Source organism: Aquiflexum gelatinilyticum (assembly GCF_024741135.1).
In the GTDB taxonomy this organism is placed as follows: Bacteria; Bacteroidota; Bacteroidia; order Cytophagales; family Cyclobacteriaceae; genus Cognataquiflexum; species Cognataquiflexum gelatinilyticum.
This window is the reverse complement of the sequence record NZ_JANSUY010000004.1, coordinates 182,750-205,094: the sequence shown is the minus strand read 5'-3', so window position 1 is coordinate 205,094 and position 22,345 is coordinate 182,750. Positions and strand designations below refer to the sequence as shown.

At 40.2% G+C, this 22,345-nt stretch carries 24 protein-coding genes; 11 read left to right on the top strand and 13 right to left on the bottom strand.

Annotation, left to right across the window (positions count from 1 at the left end; all coding sequences use genetic code 11):
• Positions 1 to 170: 170 nt before the first annotated feature.
• A complete protein-coding gene (locus NU887_RS08655; RefSeq protein WP_258422963.1) occupies positions 171 to 1,226 on the top strand; it encodes a hypothetical protein in 1,056 nt (351 codons plus the stop codon).
• 126 nt (positions 1,227 to 1,352) lie between these two features.
• Here NU887_RS08655 and rpsU read toward each other — a convergent pair whose 3' ends face one another.
• The 3 genes from rpsU to atpD form a co-directional block, all read right to left on the bottom strand.
• Complete coding sequence (gene rpsU / locus NU887_RS08650) at positions 1,353 to 1,547, bottom strand: 30S ribosomal protein S21 (RefSeq protein ID WP_241124273.1); 195 nt, start codon at positions 1,545 to 1,547, stop codon at positions 1,353 to 1,355.
• A 164-nt stretch (positions 1,548 to 1,711) separates the two neighbouring features.
• Positions 1,712 to 1,960, bottom strand: a complete 249-nt coding sequence (atpC, locus tag NU887_RS08645; RefSeq protein ID WP_258422962.1) for an ATP synthase F1 subunit epsilon — start codon at positions 1,958 to 1,960, stop codon at positions 1,712 to 1,714.
• A 43-nt stretch (positions 1,961 to 2,003) separates the two neighbouring features.
• Positions 2,004 to 3,506: a F0F1 ATP synthase subunit beta gene (gene atpD / locus NU887_RS08640; protein ID WP_258422961.1), complete on the bottom strand. Its 1,503-nt coding sequence runs from the start codon at positions 3,504 to 3,506 to the stop codon at positions 2,004 to 2,006.
• Positions 3,507 to 3,902: 396 nt separating this feature from the next.
• Between atpD and NU887_RS08635 the strand changes: the two genes are divergently transcribed.
• From NU887_RS08635 to NU887_RS08610, 6 genes are read left to right on the top strand one after another with little or no spacing between them, the layout of a single operon-like run.
• Positions 3,903 to 4,754 carry a heme/hemin ABC transporter substrate-binding protein gene (locus NU887_RS08635; protein ID WP_258422960.1) on the top strand — a complete coding sequence of 284 codons (852 nt, stop codon included), beginning with the start codon at positions 3,903 to 3,905 and terminating at the stop codon, positions 4,752 to 4,754.
• A 6-nt stretch (positions 4,755 to 4,760) separates the two neighbouring features.
• On the top strand, positions 4,761 to 5,819 hold the full coding sequence (locus NU887_RS08630) for a FecCD family ABC transporter permease (protein ID WP_476727039.1): 1,059 nt from the start codon (positions 4,761 to 4,763) through the stop codon (positions 5,817 to 5,819).
• Between the two features lies 1 nt (position 5,820).
• A complete protein-coding gene (locus NU887_RS08625; protein ID WP_258422959.1) occupies positions 5,821 to 6,621 on the top strand; it encodes a heme ABC transporter ATP-binding protein in 801 nt (266 codons plus the stop codon).
• A 3-nt stretch (positions 6,622 to 6,624) separates the two neighbouring features.
• Positions 6,625 to 7,671 (top strand): hemin-degrading factor, encoded by a 1,047-nt coding sequence (locus NU887_RS08620; protein WP_258422958.1) that lies wholly within the window; start codon positions 6,625 to 6,627, stop codon positions 7,669 to 7,671.
• Positions 7,672 to 7,717: 46 nt separating this feature from the next.
• A complete protein-coding gene (locus NU887_RS08615; RefSeq protein ID WP_258422957.1) occupies positions 7,718 to 9,991 on the top strand; it encodes a TonB-dependent receptor in 2,274 nt (757 codons plus the stop codon).
• A 22-nt stretch (positions 9,992 to 10,013) separates the two neighbouring features.
• Positions 10,014 to 11,078 (top strand): HmuY family protein, encoded by a 1,065-nt coding sequence (locus NU887_RS08610; protein ID WP_258422956.1) that lies wholly within the window; start codon positions 10,014 to 10,016, stop codon positions 11,076 to 11,078.
• A gap of 123 nt (positions 11,079 to 11,201) precedes the next feature.
• Here the strand turns inward: NU887_RS08610 and NU887_RS08605 are convergent, their stop codons facing one another.
• Positions 11,202 to 11,696: a C40 family peptidase gene (locus NU887_RS08605; RefSeq protein WP_258422955.1), complete on the bottom strand. Its 495-nt coding sequence runs from the start codon at positions 11,694 to 11,696 to the stop codon at positions 11,202 to 11,204.
• 83 nt (positions 11,697 to 11,779) lie between these two features.
• Between NU887_RS08605 and NU887_RS08600 the strand changes: the two genes are divergently transcribed.
• Together NU887_RS08600 and NU887_RS08595 are read left to right on the top strand one after the other, a co-directional pair.
• Positions 11,780 to 12,754, top strand: a complete 975-nt coding sequence (locus NU887_RS08600) for a tetratricopeptide repeat protein (protein ID WP_258422954.1) — start codon at positions 11,780 to 11,782, stop codon at positions 12,752 to 12,754.
• Complete coding sequence (locus NU887_RS08595) at positions 12,747 to 12,989, top strand: hypothetical protein (RefSeq protein WP_258422953.1); 243 nt, start codon at positions 12,747 to 12,749, stop codon at positions 12,987 to 12,989. The genes NU887_RS08600 and NU887_RS08595 overlap by 8 nt, the downstream gene beginning before the upstream one ends.
• 13 nt (positions 12,990 to 13,002) lie before the next feature.
• On the opposite strand, the gene coaE is transcribed toward NU887_RS08595, so the two are convergent.
• The 7 genes from coaE to NU887_RS08560 all read right to left on the bottom strand — a co-directional run bounded on the left by coaE (position 13,003) and on the right by NU887_RS08560 (position 18,186).
• Positions 13,003 to 13,605 (bottom strand): dephospho-CoA kinase, encoded by a 603-nt coding sequence (coaE, locus tag NU887_RS08590; protein WP_258422952.1) that lies wholly within the window; start codon positions 13,603 to 13,605, stop codon positions 13,003 to 13,005.
• Positions 13,592 to 14,563: a YbbR-like domain-containing protein gene (locus tag NU887_RS08585; protein ID WP_258422951.1), complete on the bottom strand. Its 972-nt coding sequence runs from the start codon at positions 14,561 to 14,563 to the stop codon at positions 13,592 to 13,594. Before NU887_RS08585 ends, coaE begins: the two co-directional genes overlap by 14 nt.
• Before the next feature lie 8 nt (positions 14,564 to 14,571).
• A complete protein-coding gene (yajC, locus tag NU887_RS08580) occupies positions 14,572 to 14,886 on the bottom strand; it encodes a preprotein translocase subunit YajC (RefSeq protein ID WP_258422950.1) in 315 nt (104 codons plus the stop codon).
• Positions 14,887 to 14,889: 3 nt separating this feature from the next.
• Positions 14,890 to 15,432: a DUF1573 domain-containing protein gene (locus NU887_RS08575; RefSeq protein WP_258422949.1), complete on the bottom strand. Its 543-nt coding sequence runs from the start codon at positions 15,430 to 15,432 to the stop codon at positions 14,890 to 14,892.
• A 12-nt stretch (positions 15,433 to 15,444) separates the two neighbouring features.
• Entirely contained in the window at positions 15,445 to 15,747 is a 303-nt protein-coding gene (locus NU887_RS08570; RefSeq protein ID WP_241124258.1) for a YtxH domain-containing protein, read from the bottom strand.
• A gap of 13 nt (positions 15,748 to 15,760) precedes the next feature.
• The gene (gene nusB, locus NU887_RS08565; protein WP_258422948.1) at positions 15,761 to 16,945 is read right to left on the bottom strand and encodes a transcription antitermination factor NusB; all 1,185 of its coding nucleotides are present in this window, start codon (positions 16,943 to 16,945) and stop codon (positions 15,761 to 15,763) included.
• Positions 16,946 to 17,085: 140 nt separating this feature from the next.
• Positions 17,086 to 18,186 (bottom strand): Glu/Leu/Phe/Val family dehydrogenase, encoded by a 1,101-nt coding sequence (locus tag NU887_RS08560; protein WP_258422947.1) that lies wholly within the window; start codon positions 18,184 to 18,186, stop codon positions 17,086 to 17,088.
• Positions 18,187 to 18,329: 143 nt separating this feature from the next.
• Here NU887_RS08560 and NU887_RS08555 point away from each other — a divergent pair, with 143 nt between their 5' ends.
• On the top strand, positions 18,330 to 20,120 hold the full coding sequence (locus NU887_RS08555) for an ABC transporter ATP-binding protein (RefSeq protein WP_258422946.1): 1,791 nt from the start codon (positions 18,330 to 18,332) through the stop codon (positions 20,118 to 20,120).
• Here NU887_RS08555 and NU887_RS08550 read toward each other — a convergent pair whose 3' ends face one another.
• A complete protein-coding gene (locus NU887_RS08550; RefSeq protein WP_258422945.1) occupies positions 20,121 to 20,726 on the bottom strand; it encodes a hypothetical protein in 606 nt (201 codons plus the stop codon).
• 96 nt (positions 20,727 to 20,822) lie between these two features.
• Here NU887_RS08550 and NU887_RS08545 point away from each other — a divergent pair, with 96 nt between their 5' ends.
• On the top strand, positions 20,823 to 21,140 hold the full coding sequence (locus NU887_RS08545; RefSeq protein ID WP_258422944.1) for a sll1863 family stress response protein: 318 nt from the start codon (positions 20,823 to 20,825) through the stop codon (positions 21,138 to 21,140).
• A 1-nt stretch (position 21,141) separates the two neighbouring features.
• Here the strand turns inward: NU887_RS08545 and NU887_RS08540 are convergent, their stop codons facing one another.
• Positions 21,142 to 22,329 (bottom strand): Gfo/Idh/MocA family protein, encoded by a 1,188-nt coding sequence (locus tag NU887_RS08540; protein WP_258422943.1) that lies wholly within the window; start codon positions 22,327 to 22,329, stop codon positions 21,142 to 21,144.
• Positions 22,330 to 22,345 lie beyond the last annotated feature (16 nt).

The window sequence follows — 22,345 nt, the reverse complement described above, 5'->3', positions numbered from 1 at the left end:
ATTCGATTTAATTTGTAATAATAACAAAAACATTAATTTAAGTTTAAATGAAAATAAGATTTGTTAAGATTTTAATTCTAGTAATATTCTTAGGAAGCTGTTCAAATAAGAAGGATGATTTTGTGGACTTTGACTTTATGATTGAAAGGAATATATCTTTTGAAAATGAAATGTATTCAATCAACAATTTGGAGTTTGGCCTCTCAGATGATTCCTTGATATATGGCTATGACATGATGAAGGCTGTTGTTTTCAAATTCGATCAGAAAGGAAATCTCATAAATCAAAACCGATTCCAAGAAGGTGGAAATGAAATTGATCTGTTGGTTATTGGTGATGTGTATCCTGTCAACCAAGACTCCATATTTGTTGTGGAGAACGGATATGGCCATCTCTTGCTTTTGGATAGAGATTTGAAGATCAAGAATTCTTGGAACATTATGAAATTAACAGGAGCAAAAATTGGCGTGGGAGGTTCAAACACACAAGTTGTGAATTTTGAATATATCGGACAAGATCCCTATATCACCTTAGTGGCATTCGATCGAAATTTTTTAAAGAGCGGGAAAGAGTTTTTCGAAACCTCCTTTTTAGCCGTGAAAATTAACTTAAGCAATGGGAAATTTAAGCCGCTATTCAAATATCCAAAAGAGAGCCCCTACCGTGAATATTTGTTTTGGGGTGATGAATCACCCAATATCCTTTATTTTGACAAGAAGTATTTGGTCACTTTCCCAATGGATCCCAATATCTACATCTATCAGGAAGACACCGAGGGTTACGAGGTGATTCCCTATGAAGGTAAATTGAATAAAACCGCAATTGGAGTAGGTTTTGGGATGCCTCAGGATGAGTTTAATTCCAATCATTACATGCAGGTTTTTCATAATCAAAATGAATTTTATTTAGTTTCAAAGAGTCTATTGCAAAAGGCTGGTCATAGTTATTTTGTGAGGGTAGCAAGAAGAGCACTCCATGAAAAAAACTTTGACTACAAAGACTTGAACACATTCTTAATCCAGCATCCCGGACATGAGTTTATCATTCAAATAGTGGATTTGAATAGTAACGGAAAAAATGAGATAAGAGAGTATAAACTGCCAAAAGAGTACAAAAATTTCAGTTATATCGACAATGATGGTAAAATCTATTTCAGAAGAACAAATGAGGATAGCGAAACTTATACAGTTGATATGGTTAGCTGGAATGCTGATGATCTCGAGTAGTGGCTGTAAAAATTCCGATTTTGGGACTATCTCAGATCGTTTTGAGGTGGAGTTAGAGTATTAAAAAAAAAGCGCTTCCACTTTCGTAGATGCGCTTTTTGATTTTATTTCAAAAGTCAAAATGAATTACTTCATTTCTGCCTCTTGCATTTTTTGCTTGTATGCTGCTTTGATAACTTGTTCTCTGTTTTTTACAGATGGCTTTACAAAGTGCTGTCTCGCTCTGAGCTCTCTTACGGCACCTGTTTTATCAAATTTCTTTTTGAAACGCTTTAGCGCCTTCTCGATTGATTCGTTCTCTTTTACGTTGACAATGATCATATGTATACACCTCCTTTCAGGGTTGCAAAAGTAGGATAATAATTTGCCAATACCAAAATATTTCCGTTCATCTTCTGGCTTCAATTATCAAATGATTTTCAGAATTGGCTTTAAAAAACAAAACCCGGCTTTTCAGTCGGGTTTTATTTCTATTTAGGTTAATATTAATCAATAACTTTCTCAGCAAGAAGGACAATTTTATTGTCTTTTACCTCCACCACACCACCGTTGATGATATGGCTTTTTTTCCCTGCTTTGGTGGTATAGGATACCGTTCCTTTTCCCAAGGCGGATACAATTGCCGCGTGGTTGTTCAATACCTGAAAAGAACCGTTGGCTCCTGGAAAGGTAGCCTCCGAAACTTCACCTTCAAATACCTTTTGGTCCGGTGTAATGATTGTCAATTGTATCATGATGCGCTTAAAACCTTATTTGTCCGATGGATCGGAATGAAAATTACATTACTTCAGCAAGCATCTTCTCACCTTTGGCAATCGCATCTTCGATAGATCCTACCAAGTTGAAGGAAGCTTCCGGCAAATGATCCAATTCTCCATCGATGATCATGTTGAATCCTCTGATGGTATCTTTGATATCCACAAGCACACCTTTCAAACCGGTGAATGCTTCAGCAACAAAGAATGGCTGGGAAAGGAAACGTTGAACCCTTCTTGCTCTGTGTACGACTAATTTGTCCTCGTCAGAAAGTTCTTCCATACCCAAGATCGCAATGATATCCTGAAGTTCTTTGTATCTCTGAAGGATCTCTTTTACTCTTTGGGCACAACCATAATGCTCATCTCCCAATACCAATGGATTCAAAATCCTGGAAGTAGAATCCAATGGATCCACAGCAGGATAGATACCCAATTCGGCGATTTTCCGGGAAAGTACGGTAGTAGCATCCAAGTGCGCGAAAGTAGTCGCCGGTGCAGGGTCAGTCAAGTCATCGGCAGGTACGTAAACGGCCTGTACCGATGTGATTGAACCATTCTTGGTGGAGGTAATTCTTTCCTGCATCTGACCCATTTCAGTAGCCAATGTAGGTTGGTAACCTACCGCAGATGGCATCCTTCCCAAAAGGGCTGATACTTCAGAACCTGCCTGGGTAAATCTGAAGATGTTGTCAATGAAGAAAAGGATATCTCTTCCTGAACCTTCACCATCACCATCTCTATAATATTCTGCCAATGTCAAACCTGTCAAGGCAACCCTTGCACGGGCTCCAGGAGGCTCGTTCATCTGACCAAACACGAAAGTAGCTTTGGATTCTTCCAATTTTTTCATGTCTACTTTGGAAAGATCCCAACCACCTTCAGTTTCTAGTGAATGAAGGAAATCATCACCATAAGTCACAATGCCTGATTCGATCATTTCTCTCAAAAGGTCATTTCCTTCACGGGTTCTTTCTCCGACACCCGCAAATACTGAAAGACCTGAATATGCTTTTGCAATGTTGTTGATCAATTCCTGGATCAATACTGTTTTTCCAACTCCTGCACCTCCAAAAAGACCGATTTTACCACCTTTTGCATAAGGGCAAACCAAATCCAATACTTTGATTCCTGTGTAAAGGATCTCAGTCGCTGTGGAAAGGTCTTCAAACCTTGGGGCAGAGCGGTGGATTGACATTCTTTTGGTTGACTTCACTTCAGGAAGACCATCGATAGCCTGTCCAATTACATTGAACAATCTGCCTTTGATAGCTTCACCAGTAGGAACAGAAATAGGACCTTCCAAATCGGTAACTTCCTGACCTCTAACCATACCTTCAGTCGCGTCCATCGCAATGGTCCTGACTCTGTCTTCACCTAGGTGCTGCTGAACTTCCAATACGACTACCAAACCGTCTTCTTTGGTAATGGAAAGGGCGTTCAGAATCTTTGGTAATTTTCCTCCTGCGAAGGAGACGTCCACCACCGGGCCGATTACCTGAGTTATCTTACCAATATTTGCCATTTTTTATTTTGATGTAAAAAGGATTGATGCTTTTAAAATTCGAATGCAAAATTAATTATAAAAGCTTAATACCAAAGGATGTTTGGAAATATAATCCATATTGTTTTGTACCATTTAAAAGCCAATTTGATTTTTTGAAAAGGAGCTTAGTGAAACCCTATTCTTTTTGAGATAAAAATCCAAAAAAAGTAAGACGCTCAATTTTTGACTCTTAGAGATTCCTATTGAAAGGTATTTTTTCTGAACTGACGGACCAATAGAGGGGGACTATCAAATCACCAATCTATTAATGGGATAATAGTTTTCAGTTTTTAATAGAAATTATCAATCAAAATTAATTTGGATTAAATCCAAATAGACTGATATTTGTCATGTTATTTTAAATTAATCTAAATAATGACAAGAAAAATAAGTCTTTTCCTTTTTGGAATAATACTCTTCGGATGTTCTGAAAAAAGGCCTGAAGCAGTGACAAAAGAATATAAAATAATCACTGCAGGAGGTACCGTTACAGAAGTGGTCAATGAATTGGGTTTCGGTGATGATATTATAGCCACTGATATTACTTCTACCTATCCGGCCAAAATGCAGGCTTTGCCCTCAATAGGTTACCGCAATCAAATCAAAGCGGAAGGGATTTTGGCATTGGGTCCGGACTTGATATTAGCAGAGGAAGGTTATATGTCTCCGGACGTAGTCAATCAATTGATAGCTGCAGGGCTTCAAATCCGGTTTTTTGAAAAACCCAAGGATATTTCTGGAACCTATAAAATTGTGACTGAAATCGCCGACTTCCTTGAAGTTCCTGAAAAAGGAAATGAAATAAAGGCTTCAATTGAAGCTGATATGAAAGAATTAGGGAATTACCTTCAATCCCAAACTTCCAAACCAAGCATGGCATTTGTCATGGCAAGAGGAATGGAAATGGTCTTTGTGGCAGGCGAAGAGACTTTTGCTGAGTCAATGGGTAATATGGCAGGGATAAATTATGTCGGAAAAGGTTTTAACGAATTTATTCCCCTTACTCCAGAGGCTTTGGTGGCTATGAATCCTGATTTCCTCCTCTTTTTTGAATCAGGAATCCAATCTATCGGAGGTATGGATGGGGTGAAGAATATCAGAGGAATTGAAAACACCTCCGCCTTCAGGAAGAATCAAATTATTTCTATGGATGGCCAATACCTTTCCGGTTTTGGCCCAAGAGTAGGAAAAGCCGCTTTGGAACTCGCAAAAGCTGTCAGAAAATAAGTGGCATTGATACAGACACTCACATACCGCAAAACAAAATACCAAAATCTAGTCCTTGGATTGATGGGTATCGCTTTGGCATCAGTGTCTGTTTTGTCCTTGTCGATAGGTGCATTCCATATTCCAATAAGCCATGTTTTAGGGATTTTGGCAGATACCTTGGGATTAGGATTTATTGATTATAGCCAACAAGAATACAATGTGCTCCTTCAAATTCGCCTTCCAAGAATAATGATGGCGGTTTTGGTTGGAGGAGGGTTAGGAGTGACCGGGGCTGCTTTGCAGGGATTGTTCAGAAACCCTTTGGTCGAGCCTGGCTTGATTGGAATCAGTAGTGGAGGGGCATTGTTTGCGGTAGTATTTATTGTGTTTGGCAGTAGCCTTCCATTTTTAGGTTATTTCGGGGGAATTGGCTTACCACTTTTTGCTTTCCTTGGAGGCCTGATCAATACTCTGTTGGTGTACAAAATGGGGAGTACGACTGGTAAGACAGACATTTCTTTATTGATTCTCGCAGGTGTTGCCTTGAATGCACTATCGGGGGCACTGATAGGTTTGGTGATTTTCTATGCCGATGATGCGGCATTGAGGAATTTTACATTTTGGAGCTTGGGAGATGTAGGTGGAGCCAATTGGAGCAAAGTTGGGATTTCCTTCTTGCTGATTTCCGGTCCAGTCATGTTGGTCCTTTCTCAGTTCAAAAACCTCAATGCCCTTTCAATCGGCGAAAATGAAGCTTTTCACATGGGGGTAGATGTCCAAAAAGTGAAATATATCCTGCTCTTTTCGAGTGCGATGATCGTAGGAACAGCTGTCGCCTTTACGGGAACGATTGGATTTGTCGGACTGATTGTTCCCCATCTCATCAGAATGATGTTTGGCGCCGACCATAGGTTGGTACTTCCAGGATCTTTACTGCTCGGAGCATTTTTATTGACTTTCGCGGATTTATTGGCGCGAACCATAGTCATGCCTTCAGAGATGCCCATCGGAATCATCACAGCCATCATCGGTGCCCCATTTTTTATCTGGCTCATTATCAATGTTAAAAAAATAAGATCCTGATATGTTACAAGCCCAAGACATACATTTCTGCATCCGCAGCATGCCGATCATAAACAAGGCAAGTATTTCGCTTGCACCGGGGGAACTCACAGTTATCCTCGGTCCAAATGGAGCAGGTAAATCCACATTGTTTAAAGTATTGGCTGGAGAGATTCCCTGCAAATATGGTAAAGTGGTATATAACGGTTTTCCGATCAGTGGTTTTTCTGCAAAAAACCTAGCCCTTGTCCGGGCAGTGATGCCTCAGCACAGCTCTTTATCTTTTCCATTCAAAGCCTTGGAAGTTGTCGAATTGGGCTTATTGGCGAGCGGGAATTCTTATCGGCCTGACCTCGTCGAAGAAGTGATGGAAGAAACCCAAACCTTGCACCTGAAGGAAAAACTCTACGGAGATCTTTCGGGAGGTGAAAAACAAAGGGTGCAGCTCGCTAGAGTTTTGACTCAGATCTGGGACAAGAAGCCTTTTTCAAGGTACCTGCTATTGGACGAACCTACATCGAGCATGGATATAGCATTACAGCACCATGTATTGAGGATCATCCACAAAATCAAAAAAAGAAACATCGGAGTACTCGCAATTCTCCATGACCTCAACCTCGCTGCCAATTATGCCGATAAGATTATCCTCCTCAAAAAAGGGAGTATTATCCATCAGGGTCCGGTAAACGAGGTGATGACATCAGCTCAATTGGAACAAGTTTTTGAGCATCCAATTCAGGTATTCTCAGGATCCGATAAAAATCCCATGATCATTCAAAGTATCCCATTCATTCAAAACCATTTAGAAATCAAACTTGCATAAACTATGGAATCCACCTTGCAATTTTCCTCAGTAGCTTCTTTGAAAGAAGCATGGGAAGACCTCAAAAAACAAAATCCTCAAATTCGGTCAAGAGATGCGGCCCAAAGGCTGGGTGTTTCTGAAGCTGAATTGATCGCTTCCACCATTGGTACAGGTGCGGTGAGGCTCAATCAAAATTTTGCTGAAATCATGATTGCCTGTAAAAGCCTTGGGAAAGTGATGGCCTTGACACGCAATGAAGGTTGTGTCCTTGAGCACAAAGGAAATTTCCAAAAAATAGATTTAATGGGACATGCCCCCAATCAGGTAGCCACTGTGATCGGTCCAATCGAACAGCGGATTTTTTTCAGCGGCTGGAAATTTGGTTTTGCCGTTATCAACCATAGCCCAAGGGGAACCATGAAAAGCTTTCAGTTTTTTGACAAAGCAGGAGATGCTGTATTGAAAATTTTCTTGCAGGAAAAAAGTAATCTCGACGCTTATGATCAAATCCAGGTTGATTTCAAAAGTGAAGACCAAAGTATGGAATTGGAATTGGAAGCTTATCCCAAACCTGAATTCGCCAAAAAAATTGATATGGAAGCTTTTACCTATGACTGGGAAAACATGAAAGATACCCATGATTTTTTTGGTATGCTGAGAAAGTACAATGTCCATCGACTTGATGCCGTGAAGTGGATCAATGACAAATGGGCCTACGAAGTGGACAGGCTTTCTGCGAGGAAAATAGTAGAAACTGCTTCGGCAGAAAAAATGCCGATCATGATTTTCGCAGGCAATAAAGGCAATATCCAGATCCATCAGGGGAAGGTGAGGACTATCCGTCAGATGGGTAATTGGCTCAACGTGATGGATCCTGATTTCAATATGCACCTCAATGAAGAAATCATTGAATCTGCCTATGTAGTGCACAAAAACACCTCGGATGGATTGGTTTCATCTTTGGAGCTATTTGACAAAGAAGGTGAAATGATCGCTCAGTTTTTTGGATTGAGAAAGCCGGGAATCCCACAGTTGGATGCTTGGAAGCAGCTTATTGATTGCTTATAAAACCTCTTGGGTGGGGAATTCTCCCCGCCTAAAAAATTTTCCTCTAATGAATAGAATTAATCTAAATAAAATTAAGAACTGGATTCTACTGTTTGCCCTACTCTTTTCTTTTCATCATGTGTTGGCAGGTAAGGAGATCAAAGGCTTTGTTGTAGATCAAAAGGGTAGGCCGGTTCCTTTTGCATCTGTGCTTTTTTCCGATGGGAAAGGGACAATTGCCAATGCTGAGGGAGCTTTTTCATTTGAACCTCATTCCCAAAATCAGAACATCAAAATCTCTGCTGTAGGGTTTGATCCGGTGATTTATAGTCTAAACCAAAACGAAGCTACCATTAGGATTGAATTGAAAGAGGCAGTATCTGAACTCAATGAAGTCGTGGTAACAGGAAATATCAATATGGAATCTGTCAAAAATTCCGTCTACCAAGTCAGGTCCATCGAAAAGCTTACTATTCAAAACCGGGCGGCCAATAATCTTCAGGAAGTACTCAATACTGAACTGGGAATCCGGTTTTCCCAAGACAATGCACTCGGCACCAGCAACCTTGAAATGATGGGAATGTCAGGACAGAATGTAAAAATCCTGATTGACGGGGTACCAATGGTCGGTAGACAGGGAGTTTCCAATGAAGTCAATATCAATCAAATTGACATCAATACCATCGAAAAAATAGAAATCATTGAAGGCCCCATGTCTGTGGTGTACGGCGCAGATGCTTTGGCAGGTGTGATCAATATCATCACCAAAAACCCCAAGCAAGTATCAGGTTTTTCTATTCAGGCAAGGGTTCAGGAAGAGACAGTGGGAGAATCCTACAGCCCTTTGGCAGGAAATGGTAACCACATCCGAAACATTTCAGGGAGCTATACTTTTAAAAAACCATGGAAAATCGGTGGGGGATTTACCCAAAACAGGTTCGGTGGTTGGAAAGGTAAGTACACAGGAAGGCAATTTGAATGGCTACCGAGAGATCAGGATATGGGAAATTTCTTTGTTGGCACAAGCTTCAAAGGTTTTGACATAGATTATGCCTTGGACATATTGAGCGAAACCATCACTTCTTATGGTCCGGAAAACAGGCTGGAGGTGATCGACAGAAATTTCATAACCACGAGGTGGATGCACCGGCTCAATGGGAAATGGGATTTGTCACCGACTTTCAAACTTTCTTGGCAAGGGGCATACACAGATTATGGACGAAGGACGGAGACTTGGGTCACCAATGTCCGGACTAATCAATCCAATCTCTCAGCTGCACCCGATTCTCAGGCTGCGATTTCCTACTCAGGGTTTACTTGGCGGGTTTTGGGTCTTTTGCTGATTTCCCCAAAACTCAATCTTCAGCCAGGAATAGATATCAATACCGAAAGAGGTTCGGGTGAAAGAATCAGTGAGAATGAAGGTATCCAAGATTATGCAGCGTTCCTGACAGGGGAATGGTCTCCTACCGACAAAATCAAATTCAGACCTGGATTGAGAAAAGCTTATAATTCGGCCTACCAAGCACCTCCTGTAATCCCATCAATCAATTCGAAATTTGTACTTTCTCAAAGTTGGGATCTAAGGTTGGCCTATGCAAGAGGTTTCAGGGCACCATCTATTAGAGAATTGTATTTTGATTTCTTTGACGCTAGCCATTCAATCATTGGAAACCCAAGCCTAAAGGCTGAGACCTCCCATAGCTTTAACGGTTCCCTTAACTTCCAAAAGGAAGAAACAGGAAGCATTTTCGAGAAGGTAGTTTTGAGTGGTTTTTACAATGAGGTTTCCGATAGAATTTCCTTTGGTGTAGATCCCAATGATCCAAGAATTACCACACTCTTTAATATAGCGTCATTTCGAACCGTCGGTTTGATGCTCAATCAGAAAATTGCTTTTGGAAGCTTTTCCGGAGAATTGGGTATTTCCAGGATAGGAAGATATAACCAGCTTTCCGCAGAACAGGCAGGCATTCCGGAGATGCTCTTTACGACAGAAGTCAATACGACAGTTTCTTACTTGATTCCTTTGATCAAAACCCATGTCAATGTTTTTTATAAATGGACAGGGGCCTTACCGGGCTTTGAGATGGCCACTGATTTGAACGGAAATCAAATTCCAAATGAAATCAAGTTGGATGGGTTTCATTGGATTGACCTCACATTTAGAAAGCCCATCGGAAACGACCTTTCAGTCAATTTTGGTGCAAGGAACATCATGGATATTACTGATATCCAAAGCACGTCAGGTGTAAGTGGTGGTCATGGAGGTGGCCCACAAAGGCCTGTCGGCTATGGGCGATCTTACTTCTTAGGATTGACTTACAGATTTTCACAATAAACAAATTCAAATCACAATTAATATGAGCAGATTACAATCATTAGCCAGCAGTTTAGCAGCGATAATGGTGACAGGAAGTATAGTTTCCTGCGAGCCTAAAGAAGAACCTATTGTCGACCTTCCGGCTGTTGAAGAAGGTCTAATCGAGATCAACGGCGGAGGCGCCACTTTTCCCAATATGGTGTTTGTCAGCCTTCGAAGCGAAGAACAGTTGGCCGTAGCAAGAAAAAATTGGGACTTGGCCTTTGACACAAGTTCGGATTTCAAAGTGTTGATCAATGGAACCACCGGTGCCATGGCATATGAAACCACCTCTTCTGATATCAATGCAGTCGGTGAAATACAGGCAGAGCCGCTAAGGACTGAAGGTCAACTTGAATTGACTTTCACCAATATGAATAGTATACTCTATGTAGACCATGTGGAAAATCCTCTTTCTTCGCCTGTCATCAAGGCCATCTCCTCGATTGATGCAGAAAACAAAGTTTATATTCTGAACAGGGGAAGCAGTGGAGCGGATGTAAGGCCTTGGAAAAAAATTCGGATATTAGAAAAAGATGGAAAGTATGTTTTGCAACATGCAGATATCTCTTCTGCCAATTTTTCTTCTATTGAGATTTCCAAAAACCCAAGTCTCAATCTAGTTTACTTTTCCTTTGAAAGTGGAATAGTGACAGTGGAGCCTGAAAAGCAAAATTGGGATTTTGTCTGGACTGCGGGCACTTCTTCCACTCCTTTCCCTCAAGCTTTAAATGGTACTTTAGCTTATTACTTTCAGGATTTGGTTTACCACAATTCCTATGGCGGCGTCAGTGTAGTCCAGGTTTTGGAATCAGAAATTGGTTTTGAAAACTTCGCTGAACAAAACCTTTCCAACCTGACCCTGAATTCTGAAAATAGACTTTCCATCGGGTCAAGTTGGCGCTCGGGCGGAGGACCCACTTCAGCACCTTCCATCAGAAATGACAGGTATTATATTCTCAAAGATGTCAAGGGTAACTATTACAAAATAAGATTCTTAGCGCTGACCAAAGATGGAGAAAGGGGAAAGCCATCTTTTGAGTATGCATTGGTAAAAGCAGGATAATGGATGTTTCGATTAGTTAGTAGTCTACAACAGGTTTCAGAAATGGAGCCTGTGTTTTTTTTTGTACAGGTAACACAGTAATCCTAGACAATCAATCAATACCTATTTAACTCAATAAGCAACCTAAAAAATCCTCCTCCCAAATAAAAACGCTTTAGTCCAATAGGATTGGCTGAGATTGTCTTCTGTGACGCCAAGCGAGGTGGAGGAATGAATAAAAATGATATTTCCTTTGGAGGTATCGGTGACAATTCCGGCATGGGTCACTTTGTTTTTTTTCTTTCCTGTGGCAAAGAAAAGAACATCACCTTTTTCCAGACTTTTGTCCGGAACTTTTTTTCCCTCTTTACTCTGGGCTTCTGAGTTACGGGGCATAGTGACTCCTACACTGTAAAATGCGTGATAAACCAATGCCGAACAATCCATCCCTGATCTGGTGGTGCCGCCATAGCGGTATGGTGTGCCTCGGTAGCTTCTAGCCGTTTCGACAACTTTATTTACATTTTGTTTTCGGAGGTTTTTGCTCGAAGAGCATGCGCCAAAAAGGAAAAGACAAAAAATCAACCCCAATATTTGATGTGAAAAGAACCTCAATTTTTCTTTAGGATTTCTACCCATTTGTAATCGAAATATTTTAAATTCAATAATACATTCCTATTTCTTGCTTTCAAAGGTTTTTCAAGCTTTAAAATTTGATTCATATGTTAAAGAAAATCGTTTTTTTCGGAATCTTGACTCTTTTATTTATTTCCTGTGTCCAAAAGGAAAAGGAAAATAAAGTAACCTACAACAAAGAAATTTTACCCGAAACCAAAGTTTTTCAGGGAGTTGGACTGCTTGGGGATTCATTGTTTACAGAGATTGATTCTGTTTCCCAAAGTGAGCAAATCAACAAATTGGTTGAAGCGGAATCTTTGTTTGGAGAAGATCCCAGCCTCGAAAACCTGATCTGGATCGGCAGGAGGGAAGCATATCTTGGAAGATATGACCTTGCTATCCGGACCTTCAGCAAGGCAGCCAAGCAATTTCCTGAATCTTTTGAACCCCTGAGGCACCGTGGTCACAGGTTTATTTCTATCAGGGAATTTGAAAGAGCATTAGTTGATTTTTTGGAAGCAGGCGAATTGATGAAAGACCTTCCTCTTCAAATCGAACAGGATGGAATGCCTAACAAATTGAATATACCATTGTCAAATGGACAGTTCAATGTATGGTATCACCTTGGTTTGGCCTATTACCTTTTGAATGATTGGGAAAAAGCACTTGATGCATACAAACAATGCCTTGAAGTCTCGGACAATGACGACCTGATAGTGGCTACATTGGATTGGTATTATATGACGCTGATGAAATTGGGGAAAACCAAGGAAGCCCAAAGTCTCATCAAAGCTGTAAATACCAACATGAAGATCATTGAAAATGATGCTTATTATAAAAGGATTTTGATGTACAAAGGTCAGCTAAACCCTGAAGACCTAATGGATGTGGGGACTGAATCTGAAGATCAAAAACTCCAATATGTGACACAGGGGTACGGATTGGGCAATTTTTACCTATCTCAGGGAGATACTGCCAAAGCAAAATCCATTTTTGAAAAAGTCATCGATTCTGGATATTGGTCGGCTTTTGGCTATATTGCTTCTGAAATGGAATTGGCCAGATTAAAAAATGAGTAAAGAAGATTTTAAAATATTGCCCCTTCACAAAAAAATCCAGACGCTCTATGCTGAAGGGACTTTTGTGGTTGGCATAAGGTACTATACGCACAAAGTGAATCTATACCTTCTTGAAGATGAGTATATTGAAGTTTTCTATAATCATAAATTGGATAAGATCGATAAGATCGATTTTTTGGACCACCAGCATACCCGCATGAAATTTTACCTCGATCAGATTCAATTATCTGTTTGAATCTGTAAAAAAATCAAACCTTCATAAGTTGCTTATGGATTTCCAAAACTTGGGGAATCAGCAGCTTATTGTCGGTATTTTTAATTACAAAGTCTGCCAGTTTGTTTTTTTCCTCGTCAGGAAGTTGTTTGTCAATGATGTCATTTACCTGTTTTTCATTTCTGTGAGGGTCTCGCATCAAAACCCTGGAAATGCGGATCCGTATCGGCGAGGATACATTGATCACCTTGTCAAGGTCTTTGTAGGAACCGGTTTCGAAAAGCAAAGCGGCTTCTTTGAGAACATAAGGTGATTTTTGGGCATAAGCCCATGTTTCAAAATCAGCCCTGACTGCTGGATGAACCAAGCCGTTGATAGTTTTTACTTTTTCCTCATCAGAAAAAACCTTTGAAGCTAAAAATGCCCTGTTGAGGACGCCTTCTTCCGAATAGCTTTCATTACCGAAGTTTACTTGGATCTGTTTTTTTAAATCAGGATCATTGGCCATCAACCACTTGGCACGGTCATCAGCATAATAGATTGGGATTCCTAAAATAGAAAAAATCCTGGCTACGGTGGATTTTCCCGAACCGATTCCTCCTGTAATTCCTACCAAGATGGATTTATGGCTTGTCATACTTGAGTTTCAATACTTCAGGCTCAAATTTGATTTTTTCCAAAAATGATGGTTTTGGCCTAACTTCGATGAAAATAGTGCTATCCTCTCGGTCTCGGTTGCTGTAATTCAAAACAGCCTCAAATTCGTAATTGTTAAGTTCACCGACTTTCCTTTCATCAATCATGTATGACATGATGATATTGGATGGTTCTTGGGCTAAACCTACATTTTTTGGGAAATTGAGCATTTTTATTTTCAACCTCTTATTGCCTTCAAGCATTTGAAAAACATCAAATTTGACTTGAACACTCTCTTCCTCCAAGGTGAGAAAATCAGTATATGCGGAAGGAAGAGTCAAAGGGATGAGCTTGTTAAAATCTTTGGTGATTTTGTCTTCCCCCAATTTTACTTTCAAAACCCCATCCAATTCCTGAAGTACGGAAGTGGGGCCTTTGATATCCACAAAAGGAGGATCTATACTTATGGTACTCCCAAGTCTGAAATTCTGAGCCAAGGTGCTGGCTGTTGTGTCGATTTCTATTTTTACTTTTCGGGTGACAACCTTATCAATATTGAATTTGATGGTATCTGAAACCATCGACACCAAAACTGAAGGGTTGAGATTCTCAGCCAGACTTCTTCTGAGTTCAGATGTCAGGATATAATTTTTGGTGGAAGGATTATTTATTTCTATCAAAAACGGGCTTTCATTGATCCTGAAGTACTTTCTTAAAAGATCCCAACCATTTCCGTTGATCTCGATTTTGATTTGTTCCGGCAATTTCTCGACGGGCATAAACTCAGTTTCATCGAAAACAATTTCGATCGGATAATCCACCACTGTGTTGTAATTATCTTTGTTGAGTGCGTTTAAAACCCAAAAAGTGGCGGCTGCTAAAAAACACAGCGCCGCCACTTTCATATTTGCAATCTTTTGAGGATTAAGATTGGTTAGGATTTTTTTAAGCTTGGCCAAGATAATTGTTATTTGGTGCCGGTGGCTTTTTTGGTAAAATCAGCTGAAATAGCAGATTTTTCAACCTTTAATTTCATTCCTTTATCAAGTTCCAGGGTTACGGTGTCGCCTTCGATGGAATAAATTTTTCCGTGGATTCCTCCGATAGTGACAGCAGTATCTCCTTTTTTGATTGAATCAATGAAATTTTTGGTCTCTTTTTGTTTTTTTTGCTGAGGTCTGATCATAAAAAAATACATGATCAGGATGATTGATCCGAAGAGGAAAACCTGTCCCATGATCTCAGAACTCAAAAACGACTGCAATAAAATCTGGTTGTTCATAGCTTATTTTTTTACAGGACCCAATTGGTTAGGGCTTGCGCTTGCCATTTTTGGAGTTACATTTCCTTTCAATCTCAATCTTGTCACATTAGGGTTTGTATTTGCCTGAATGGTGACAGTAGGTGCCTGGGTTCCCGATTTGGCGGTAGAATTGAATACCACTTTGACAAAACCTTCTTCACCTGGTTTCACAGGAGTTTTAGTCCAATCAGGGCTGGTACAGCCGCAGGAAGCAGTGATGTTAGAAATCACCAAGGGTGCTTGCCCTTCATTTGTAAATTTGAATACGTGTTCTACTACTTTTCCTTCATTGATAGTACCGAAGTCATATTCCATTTCTGAAAAACCAAATTGGCCTAAAGAGCTTGGGTCAGCATCAGCAACAGCAGCTACATTCGTAGGAACTGCAGGTTGTGCTGCTTCTAGTTTTGCAAGTTTTTGCTCTAATGCTGCGATCTTGTCTGATTGGTCGTCTTTTTTTGTTTCGCAACTTGCAGCTAACAAAGCTACTGCAAGTGTCAGGGCTGATAATCTGAAATATTTCATAATAAATTAGGGTTAATTAGCTTCTCTATTGATTTGTTCGATAAGTTTATTGACGTCACTGAGTAAGTTCTCGGCTTTGTTTTTAGCATCCGAAATTACTTTGTTTCCTTCTGATTTTGCTTCGTTGAACGGAAGATTTTTTCCATCAATCAAATCATTGATCAATTTTTCCAATTCTTCCTTGTATTTAAAAAGCTGATAGGAAAGTTTGTCCCTCGTGTTTTTGCCTGTATCGGGAGCAAACAAAATCCCTAATGCTGCACCAATGCCAGTCCCGACAAGTAATGCAATCCATGCGTTAGAATTTTTGCTCATTGTTATGATATTTTTATTTGTTGTCCAATAGTCCTCTTCCACTCTTACGGATTTCTCCGGATTCTGTTAATTCCTTTGACAAAACGTCCAAAAGTCCGTTTACAAATTGTTTGCTTTTTGGGGTACTGTAGGTTTTTGAAATGTCAATGTATTCGTTGATACTCACTTTGACGGGAATACTCGGAAAATTTTTCATTTCTGTAAGCGCCATCGAAATGATGATTTTATCCGTTTGGGCTACCCTTTCAATATCCCAGTTTTGTGTTCTTTTGGATATTAATTCTTTATTGATTTCGTCATTTTCGACGGTCAAGTTAAAGATATTTTGGAAAAATTCCTTGTCATCTTCCCAGTTGATGGCGATTTCTGGAAGCACTTCTCCGGCGGAATCGTAGTGATCTTTGACGTTTTTAAGCACTTTTGATGCCAAGCTTCTTACGATAGACTTGTTTTCCGTCCAATTAAAATCTTTTTCTGAAAAGAAATTCAAAACCGCATCTGTTTTAAAAATGACCTTCTTCAAAATCTCATCAGCTATCTCAAAATCATCCTCTAAAGTCGGATCTGAGATTTTGATATAGTTTTGATATGATTCCAGAGGCTTGATATAATCTCTAAACCATTCTTTGATCTCCAATTCGAGTTCGCCGATATCAACATGCTGTCTCGTGACGGCAGATTTATATTCGGCAGAATTTCTGATTTTTTGGAGTATTTTATTTTTTGCAAAATTCAGATCACCTTCAGTAGGTAGTATTTTATCTGTTGCATATTTCTTTTTCTTCTCAGCTTCACTTGCAACATGGTCTGTAAATGCAAGGAGAAGTTCGATCGAATACAGGTAGAGTTGTGGTAATCTCTCGGCCGACGCGATCATGTTTTTTGACAAAAAATCGAAATCCTTTTTGTTTGAAGAATGGTAAAAGTTGATGGCGCGTCTCGCCTCTTTTAGAATTCTTTCATTGGTATCGCTTTTTGAGGTCAGTTTGTCGCTGTTCAGGTTGTTGATAAAAATCTCTGTGCTGATCGCGGACTCTTTTTTAAGTAAATTTTTGTCCTGCACTTCCATACTGTTAAGATCAGGCAAAAAGGCATCTTTGATTTGGTCTTTTGCGAGATTGAAATTGGAAGCCCTGCACTGTTCGTAGGCATAAAGGTTTTGAAAAGCCTTGACCCTAAGTATTCGTCTGTTTAACATACCTGAAATAAAAGAACGTAAATATAATTCAATTTGGGGAAGGTTAAGGAATGAATGGCACTTAAACCTTTCAAGAATACAAAAAACCACCTGATTCAGTTCAAATTTTGAAAAATCAGGTGGCTTTTAATAGAAGTTTATCAATATGGCAATTTTACTTTGCCGATGGCTTCAATCCTGTTCCAAGCCATTTCTGTTGCAGCCTGTTGTGATGGAATATTTTCTTTTTCTGATTTGTCCAAAATGGAGGTACAGATATCATAGATTTTTTCTGCATGCTTATAGGTGAGGTCTCTGTTGTATCCTCCTACAAATTCCGCATAGACATTGATCAATCCGCCAGCATTGATCAAGAAATCCGGTGCATAAGTAATCCCTTTTTCCAAAAGCATTTTTCCATGTACAGCTTCGTCCTGAAGTTGGTTGTTGGCGGCACCAGCAATTACCTGGCATTTTAACCTGTCAATTGTCTGGTCATTGACAGTCGCTCCCAAGGCACATGGGGCATATATGTCCATTTCCAAATCATAAATCACATTTGGGTCCACGACTGTAGCTCCGGTATCTTTGGATACTTGCTTTAGCCTGTCTTCAAAAATATCTGTGATGAAAACATGTGCATTTTCTTTGACTAGGTATTCTACCAAGTATTTGCCCACCTGGCCAATTCCCTGAACAATGATCTTTTTTCCTGTAAGGCTGTCTGAACCGTAAGCTTTTTTTGCAGCAGACTTCATACCCAAATAAGTGCCATATGCCGTGACGGGTGATGGGTCACCACCTCCACCTCTAACCTCAGGCAAACCTGTCACATATTTAGTCTCCATGGCGATATATTCCATATCGCTGGTTTTCATATTGACATCTTCCGCAGTAATATATCTGCCTCCGAGGCTGTTTATAAACTTACCGAATCTCCTGAGATAGGCTTCGTTTTTCAACTTTGGATCTCCGATCAACACCGCTTTCCCTCCGCCGATATTGAGTCCTGAAATGGCCGCTTTGAAGGTCATGCCTCTGGATAAGCGCAAGACATCTGTAATGGCTTCAGCCTCGGAAGTATAATTCCACATCCTTGTGCCGCCGAGTGCCGGTCCCAATACAGTATTATGTATGGCAATGATTGCTTTTAAGCCTGTCGGTTCGTCGTAGCATACGACTAGCTGCTCATGGCCGAGAGAGGTGATCTGTCCATATATGGAGCCTTCCCTCACTTTTTCCTCAGTTTTAATCTCTAGCATTTGAACTTGGAATTTTATATTGTGTTATATTTGGGATTGGTGTTTGAAAACGCGGGACAAAATTATATATTTTGAATGAGGTTTTCTAACGCAATTAAAAGAGTATTATAAAACAAATCAAGAGTTTTAAAAATTTTTCTTTCGTGAAATCACTTTGGCGCCTTAATAAATATTTTGTAAAATATAAGGGATATCTCCTGATGGGAATTTTATTTACCATCATTTCCAATGTTTTTGTAATTATTCCCGCCCAGCTTGTAAGAATTGCCATAGATTATGTGGTGGAGAGTTTTGCCTTTTATCGGGTATTTGCAGATGGGGAATTGGCCTCTGTTGCCCGGGGTCAGTTCATGAATTTCATCCTTATTTTTGGAGTTTTGATTTTGGTAATGGCGCTTTTAAGGGGTTTTTTCCTTTTTCTGATCCGTCAGACAATCATCATCATGTCGAGACTCGTCGAGTATGATATGAAGAATGAAATCTTCGAACACTACCAAAAGCTTCCGCTGAGTTTTTACCGCAAAAACAGCACCGGTGACCTGATGGCAAGGATCACGGAAGATGTCAGCAGGGTAAGGATGTATCTTGGTCCGGCTATCATGTATGGTATGACGCTATTGTTTTTATTTCCAATGGTAATCGGCTATATGCTGACAGTCAATGTAGAATTGACTATCTATTCTTTGTTGCCATTGCCGATCCTTTCCATCAGTATATATTATGTCAACAACCTCATCAACGAAAGGTCTGAAAGAATCCAGAGAAGTCTTTCCGGACTGAGTACTTTTGTTCAGGAAGCATTTTCGGGAATCAGGGTGATCAAAGCATTCGTAAGGGAGGAGGACAGTACTGCCCAATTTACCAAAGCAAGTGAAGAATATAAGGACAAGTCCATCGATTTGGCCTTGGTCAATTCTCTGTTTTTTCCTTTGATTATGGGATTGATAGGAATCAGTACCTTGATCACTGTTTATGTAGGAGGAATGCAAGTTATTGAGGGGACTATTGGTTACGGCGTCATCGCTGAATTTATTCTTTATGTCAATATCCTGACATGGCCTGTGACCTCTTTGGGATGGGTGACGAGTATCATCCAGCGTGCGGCTGCCTCCCAGACGAGGATCAATGAATTTATGGATGAAAAAAATGACATCCTCAGCACGGATTACCTTATCGATGAAATCAAAGGCGACATTGAAGTCAAGAATGTAAGCTTCGTTTACCCAGATTCTGGGATTAAAGCTTTGGATAAGGTCAGTTTTTCCATTGATTCAGGCGAATCCTTAGCTATCATAGGTACCACAGGTTCAGGTAAATCTACCATTGCCAACCTCCTCATGAGAATGTATGATGTGACTGAAGGCAAGATTTTGATAGACAAAAAAGACATCAAAACCTATGACGTAGCATCCCTGAGAAGACAGATTGGCTATGTACCGCAGGATGTTTTTCTTTTTAGTGACAGCATTGCCAATAATATAGGATTTGGACTGGATACAATTGCTGAGGGCAAAGTGGAACAAGCCGCAAAAGACGCTGATGTATATGACAATATCATCGATTTTCCGCAGGGATTCGAGACCAAGCTAGGAGAAAGAGGTATTACGCTTTCAGGTGGACAAAAGCAAAGGGTTTCTATCGCGAGAGCTATTGCAAAAGAACCGAGCATTTTGTTGCTTGACGACTGTCTTTCGGCTGTAGACACCAAAACAGAAAACGCGATTTTGAATTCACTTAAAAAGATCATGGAAAACAGAACGTCCATCATCATTTCTCATCGGGTTTCTTCCGCTAAACTGGCTGATAAAATCATTGTGCTGGATGATGGGAAAATGGTCGAGCAGGGGTCTCATGAATACCTTTTGAATCTCAAGGGAGTTTATGGTGAACTCTATGAAAAGCAGACCCATTCGGTGGACGCTGTCGAGGAATAATTAGCCAATGTCTTTGTTTTTGGCAAAGAAATCAAATCCTATTTTTTGAGGATTTCCCAACCCTGAGGTATGCTCGATTTTTTGCTGATAAGTGATCAACATGATATCAGTAAATGACGGCGCCAAGAGGTCATTTTCCAATGCAGAAACCACGAGTTGTTCGACAAATTCACGCATTTTCTCAGGACTAACTATGTTTTCCTTCAGTTCGGGAAAATTGAAAACGATCTTTCTGTCTCCTTCTAAAAAGAATTTATTTTCCCGATTCAAAAGTACCCTGCCTATCAAGTATCCGGGGTCTTCAAGCCTGCCAAAATCAACGGTGTCACTCAAGAAATTATAAATGAGAATCTGTCCAAAATACCTTAGTGTCACATCATCTTTCAAATACTTTGATTTGCTGAGATAGTTTTCGTCAGGAAGCCTGACGATATTGCTCTGTAGGATGAAAATAAGCACATCTCCTCCGATCCTGAAAATAAATTCAAATGGATTTGTCCTTTCCACTTTGATGGGAACAGGGGTTTCCCCCTTATTTGCCTCATAGATTTCAATTGCCAGTTGACCGCAAATTTTTTCTAGATCCTGAAAAAGAGCCTCTGTCATTTCAAACAAATTATACTTGAGTTTGCTGGTAGTTTGTAGCTTAGTTAGTATATTCGAGACCATTGTATTTTTTATATTTAATCAAACAACACCATTATGGAAGCCAAAAAATCAGGATTTGAAGAAGTAGAATCTATTCTTCGGGATATAGGTACTAAAATAGAGGAATTAATTGAAAAAGGAACTCAAGCCGGCGGAGAGGCCAAAGTTGAGATTGAAAAAAAGATTGATGACCTGAAAGAAAAAAGGACGACTTTGGAAGCTGAGTTCAAAAAAGGCAAAGAAAAAGTTGAGCAATTGTACCAAGAAAAGAAAGAAGAATTTGAGCCTAACATCTCTGAATCCAAAGAACATTTCAAAGAAGGATTCAAGCAGTTGTTGGAAGGGGTAAAAACCCTATTAGGCAAAAAATAAATTACTCCTCCCTTTGGGTCACCTCACCGGTTATTTTGTGTTTCAAAATCAGTTTGCTGACTCCTGAAGGGAGGATTTCTTTTTTGATCAGGAAATGATACTCGTCAAAATCCTGAAATTTTTCGGATATAGCACTTGCTTGCTCTCCGCGCCAGTCCTCAATAATTACAGCTTCCCATTTTTTGGTTTTGGCAGAAAGAAATGCAGCGTCCAAAATGGCATTGACAATGTACCCATCATAAAAAGTCTCCCTTGGAGGAATTCCTTTTTCCATGGAATCAAACATATCAGTAAACATATGGGGATAGCCAAGTTCGTGCGCTTCATCGCCGACAGGAAAGAGCCAACCTGAGTTTGACTCCGCTTTTTCAGCTACATAGCTGTTTCCCTTCCCGGTGGTAAACATCTCAAAACCTGTCCGCAAAAAACTGTTGAGCCATATAGTACCTTCTGTTCCCATCACTTCATCCCTCAAATCCATTCCTCCTCTAAATGTCCAGCTAACTTCAAATTGGCCGATGGCACCATTGTTATATTTGACCAAACCGATGGCGTGGTCTTCCGCTTCTATCGGGTGCACTTGGGTATCTGCCCAACACATTACTTCGAGTGGTCTAATTTCTTTTCCTATAAAATTCCTGCCTATCTCCACACAATGGCAGCCAAGGTCTATGATGGCACCGCCTCCTGATTTTTCCTTATCCCAAAACCAATCGCTGTGAGGTCCCGGATGGGTCTCCCTTGATTTGGTCCAGAGAACCCTGCCAATGTTCCCATCTTCGATGCTTTTTACAGATTTGAGGAACTTTGGTGTGTAGCACAGGTCTTCCAAATAACCCGCAAAAATCCCTGCATCTTCCACAGCATCCAACATCTCCTTGGCTTCTTTGGCATTTCTTCCCAGAGGTTTTGTACACAAAACGGCTTTTTTTGCCTTTGCACATGCGAGGACTGCTTCCAAATGAAGGTGATTGGGCAAAGCAATCAGTACAACTTCCGTCTCGGGATGGGAAATAGCTTCCCACATATCAAAGGTGAAAAAGCTGAGCTGATAATCCTCCGCAAACTTCGCCGCATTAACCCGGTTTCGTGAATACACCATATGAATATAATCCTTTCTCCTTTGGGCATGGAGTGATTCGGCATAAAATCTTGCAATGAACCCTGATCCTAAAACTGCGATTTTCATAGGAGTATGCTTCTTT